Origin of the sequence: Shewanella sp. UCD-FRSSP16_17 (assembly GCF_001675935.1) — a bacterium.
GTDB classification, from domain to species: Bacteria; Pseudomonadota; Gammaproteobacteria; order Enterobacterales; family Shewanellaceae; genus Shewanella; species Shewanella japonica.
On the sequence record NZ_LZFV01000011.1, the window covers coordinates 1 to 4,620 of the forward strand.

Genomic DNA, 4,620 nt, shown 5'->3' on the forward strand with positions numbered 1-4,620 from the left:
TCCATTTGTGCAGCACCAGTAATCATGTTTTTAACATAATCGGCGTGACCAGGACAATCTACGTGTGCGTAGTGACGTGTAGGCGTGTCATATTCGATGTGAGAAGTATTAATTGTAATACCACGCTCACGCTCTTCTGGAGCGTTATCGATTTGTGCGAAATCTTTAGTCTCACCGCCGTATGCTTTCGTCAATACTGCTGAGATAGCTGCTGTTAGAGTAGTTTTACCWTGGTCAACGTGACCAATTGTACCCACGTTTACGTGTGGTTTACTACGTTCAAATTTTTCTTTAGCCATGATATTGCCTCAATCCAGACTCTTGGTAATGAAAACACATATAGAAAAAATCCGATGCATAAAATGACATCGAATCGATTAGTTATGGTGATTAAGCTTAGCATAAGACAGGAGGTGCTGATTTAAAGGATTTGACTGATTAACAATTCAGTTATCTGAACCATTAATCAATCAAGTCATTCAGCAATTTGGAGCGGATGGCGGGAATCGAACCCGCGTTATCAGCTTGGAAGGCTGGAGTAATACCATTATACGACATCCGCGCAACCTGAAAGGCTACCTAACTACCTTTAAAAAATGGTGGAGGGAGAAGGATTCGAACCTTCGAAGGCTGAGCCGTCAGATTTACAGTCTGATCCCTTTGGCCACTCGGGAACCCCTCCAGAAAAATGGTGCCGGCACCAAGAGTCGAACTCGGGACCTACTGATTACAAGTCAGTTGCTCTACCAACTGAGCTATGCCGGCTAATCATTTCGGAAACGGATATTAGGTAAATGTTGGCACAAGTGCAATAGAAAATGCATAAAAAAGCTAAAAAAAGTCTTAAATGCCGTTTTTTTGGGCTTTATTAGCTACTCGCGCATAAAAATCAAGCGATTTGAAAGTTAGTGATTAACTAAGGTCAGTTTTTTATTGTTGAATATATTTTGTTGGTGTACTGTGCCTGACCTAAGGAAAGGACGTTATGACAGTAAATAAACCAATACATAAAACACTTTATCATTCATTTGGGCGTAAGCAATGGTCTGAGCTTCGTAATTCAGTCCCTCTTACACTAAGTGAAGACGAACTTGCCCGCTTACAAGGCATGAACGAGCAACTGTCTTTAGATGAAGTGACAGATATTTATTTACCGTTAAGTCGTCTTTTAAACTTGATCATCGACGCTCAGCAGCAGCGCAGTGTAGTATTAGATCAATTCCTCAATCATAAACCACGTAACTCTCCCTACATTATCAGTATTTCTGGTAGTGTCGCTGTTGGTAAAAGCACCACAGCAAGGATTCTACAAGCGCTATTACAGCGTTGGCCCCAACACCCTAAAGTAGAGTTAGTCACTACCGATGGATTTCTGTATCCTTTGGCAGAGTTAAAAGCTAAAAACTTATTAAAGCGAAAAGGCTTTCCAGAAAGCTATGATATGAAGATGCTCATTGATTTCATTTCAGCTATCAAAGCAGGTCAACCGCATGTTAATGCGCCACTGTACTCTCATATCACCTATGACCGACTTACTGACCAAGTGCAACCGATTAACCAACCAGACATCTTAATTATTGAAGGTTTAAATGTACTTCAAACTGGCTTAGATCAATCACCTGAAAGTCGCAGCAGTTTTTTATCTGATTATGTGGATTTTTCAATTTACGTAGATGCAGATGAAGTGCTTCTAAAAGAATGGTATCAGCAACGTTTTAGAAAGTTTCGTCAAGGTGCTTTTAGTGATCCGAAATCCTTTTTTCATCACTATTCAAACTTGTCAGATCAACAAGCCAATGAGACCGCAGCTAATATCTGGGATACGATTAACGGCCCAAATCTCCAGTCCAATATCAAACCAAGTCGTGAACGCGCTCACCTGATCCTTAAAAAAGGAGATAATCATTTGGTAAACCGCGTTTTACTACGAAAATAACCTCGTAGATTAGAGCGTACCGCGTAGACTAATCTCTCCACCTATATAGGCGGTTTGAACGCCATCGGTTTCCAAAATAACGCCACCCTGCGAGTCAATCCCTTTACAAACACCTACGATTGACTTAGGTGACATGACCAACTCAATTTCTTTGTCGTAGAACAGATCATATTGTTGCCAGAGCGGAATAAACTCCGCTAAACCAGATACTTCAAACTTTGCTAGGTCTAACTTTAATTGTTTATGGAGTGCTAGGAGTAGGTTAGTTTTATCGGGCATTGTATCCAGAGAAGATAAATCACTCCAAGGCTGATCTATTTTTTCAGCCTGTTGAGCTGGCATACTCATATTAATACCAAAGCCAATGACCAAATTACATTCGTCCATAGACTGACCAGATAGCTCAATCAAGATACCTGCTAGTTTTTTATTGTCTTTGTAGATATCATTTGGCCACTTCAATCCAAGACCTTCAACACCAAATGTTCTTAGCGTTGACACGATAGAACACGCAATAACTAGGCTTAACCCCATTGCGGCATTCATTCCCTGGTTTATGCGCCAATAGAGCGACCCGTAAACATGTTGACCATAAGGTGACACCCATTGACGCCCCCTACGCCCCCTGCCTGCTGACTGATATTCCGCGATGCAAATATCACCACTATCTAGTTCATCAGAGTGCTGTAGTAAGAAAGCATTGGTACTGGCTATCTCATCAAAAAAGAAACACCTATCTTCAATCCCGTTTATAAGTACGGATTCATCAAATAAAGGCAGAGCTTTCGATAACTTGTAACCCTTTCCTTTTACGCTGTATATATCAATCCCGTAATCAGCTAACTGCGCTATGTGATTATTCACTGCAGTCCTAGATAATCCAACTTCTTGTGCAATCATTTCTCCAGAAGTATAACGACAATGATCCAGCAGCTTAATGATTTGCTTCTTTTTGCTCCAATGCTCTGTCATTACAATTCCACCTCTCCGTGTGAACCTATTATTCTTGGTTCTGGCTCCAGTTTGATACCAAACTTATTATAAACAGTGTCAATAACATGATGCGCCAGTTTTCGTACATCGTCACCAGTTGCTTGATTAATATTAACTATCACCAACGCTTGCTTGCTATGGACTGCCGCGCCGCCCAAGATATACCCTTTAAGGCCAGCTTCATCTATAAGCCAACCTGCAGCAACTTTAATACGACCATCAGCTTGTGCATACCCGACCAAATCAGAAAACTTTTTCAATAAACTAATGTATTGCTCTGCTTCGATAATTGGGTTCTTAAAAAAGCTGCCAACGTTACCAAGTTTACAAGGATCCGGTAACTTGCTTGTGCGTATAGCACATACAGTCTCATAGATCTCTTTAGCACTCACTGTCTGACTATTTAAGTGGTTAAGTGGTCCATAACTTAGATTTGCTTGCCAGTTTTTGGGGATGGCTAATTTAACTGACGTAATGACTGCAATCTCTTTTAATTGTTTTTTGAAAATTGAATCACGGTAATCAAACTTACACTCAGAACCTGCAAGTGTATGCTCGCTAAAAGTATCAGTATTAAGGTAAGTGACTTCATTACAAAACTGGTTTATTTCAACTCCATATGCACCAATATTCTGAATTGGAGCTGCGCCCACCGAACCTGGGATCAATGCTAAATTTTCTAACCCGAAATAGCCCTTATCCAAAGTAAACTGAACAAGTTCATGCCAATTTTCGCCTGCCTGCACAGTTAAATAGACATTCTCATTATCTTCAGAAATAACGATGCCTTTATTGATCAGCTTAATGATCATCCCTTCATAATCGCAGGTAAAAACGATATTGCTACCACCACCTATGATCATATAAGGAACGCCCATTTCTTTTGCTTGTCTTACATATCGAATGAGATTCGAAACAGAGTTTGCCTCAACAAGCACGAGGGAGTTTTGATTCAAAGAAAGGGTATTTAAAGGCTTTAAGCTTGCGGACATATAAATGACTTGTACTAATAATGGCGATGTGAATATTGTACCCTGTGAGCATTCATATGACTAATCGTAAGAAAACCAAAATAGTTAACGCCTAATAAGCCACTAATAGCGTGTTTATCAATAATGAATCTGAGGGGGCAATGAAAGAAATGGACTGTTTTTATTAGTGACACTTCCAAACAGTCGACATAAAGTCTTTTAAGCAATATTAACTTGCAAAACTGTGACATAAATAATTGGATATCCACATTCAATCGAGAAAAATTAATTACTTAGTAATGACGGACTTTCACATGGGCTGATGCTCGCAACTATCAGCTGTTGATGTGTCTAAATTTAAGCTTTAACTTCATTTTTGAAGATGTATATCTCAAATTACAGACACAAAAAAGCCCGTTACATGAGTAACGGGCTATCTGCTCTCTTAAAAGAGAAATTAGGCGCTTGGCGATGACCTACTTTCACATGGGGAGACCCCACACTATCATCGGCGCGATTGCGTTTCACTACTGAGTTCGGGATGGGATCAGGTGGTACCACAATGCTATTGTCACCAAGCAAATTCGGGTGTTAATCGCTTATCGCAATTAACTAAATTCGGAAAGCTGTTTGTTTCTTTGAGTTTTCTACTTTATTAAGCGCTTTATATTCTTCACTAAGTCTTACCTTCAACAGTAAGTAATAAATCTAGTTACCATC

4 protein-coding genes, 3 tRNA genes and 1 rRNA gene are annotated in these 4,620 nt (G+C 39.8%); 1 reads left to right on the top strand and 7 read right to left on the bottom strand.

Going from position 1 to position 4,620, the window contains the following annotated elements:
- The 4 genes from A9267_RS08990 to A9267_RS09005 all read right to left on the bottom strand — a co-directional run.
- On the bottom strand, positions 1-299 hold a 299-nt coding region (locus A9267_RS08990), incomplete at its 3' end, for a GTP-binding protein (RefSeq protein ID WP_231919065.1).
- Between the two features lie 189 nt (positions 300-488).
- Positions 489-562, bottom strand: a tRNA-Gly gene (locus tag A9267_RS08995).
- A 35-nt stretch (positions 563-597) separates the two neighbouring features.
- A tRNA-Tyr gene (locus A9267_RS09000) sits at positions 598-682 on the bottom strand.
- 7 nt (positions 683-689) lie between these two features.
- Positions 690-765 (bottom strand) — tRNA-Thr (locus A9267_RS09005).
- Positions 766-985: 220 nt separating this feature from the next.
- On the opposite strand from A9267_RS09005, the gene coaA reads away from it, so the two are divergent.
- Positions 986-1,936: a type I pantothenate kinase gene (coaA, locus tag A9267_RS09010; RefSeq protein WP_065108948.1), complete on the top strand. Its 951-nt coding sequence runs from the start codon at positions 986-988 to the stop codon at positions 1,934-1,936.
- 9 nt (positions 1,937-1,945) lie between these two features.
- Here the strand turns inward: coaA and birA are convergent, their stop codons facing one another.
- The 3 genes from birA to rrf all read right to left on the bottom strand — a co-directional run bounded on the left by birA (position 1,946) and on the right by rrf (position 4,479).
- Positions 1,946-2,908, bottom strand: coding sequence for a bifunctional biotin--[acetyl-CoA-carboxylase] ligase/biotin operon repressor BirA (birA, locus tag A9267_RS09015; RefSeq protein WP_065108949.1), 963 nt, complete (start codon positions 2,906-2,908; stop codon positions 1,946-1,948).
- Positions 2,908-3,921, bottom strand: a complete 1,014-nt coding sequence (gene murB / locus A9267_RS09020) for a UDP-N-acetylmuramate dehydrogenase (RefSeq protein WP_156669133.1) — start codon at positions 3,919-3,921, stop codon at positions 2,908-2,910. Before murB ends, birA begins: the two co-directional genes overlap by 1 nt.
- Before the next feature lie 442 nt (positions 3,922-4,363).
- Positions 4,364-4,479: ribosomal RNA gene (rrf, locus tag A9267_RS09025) — 5S ribosomal RNA — on the bottom strand.
- Between the last annotated feature and the right edge of the window lie 141 nt (positions 4,480-4,620).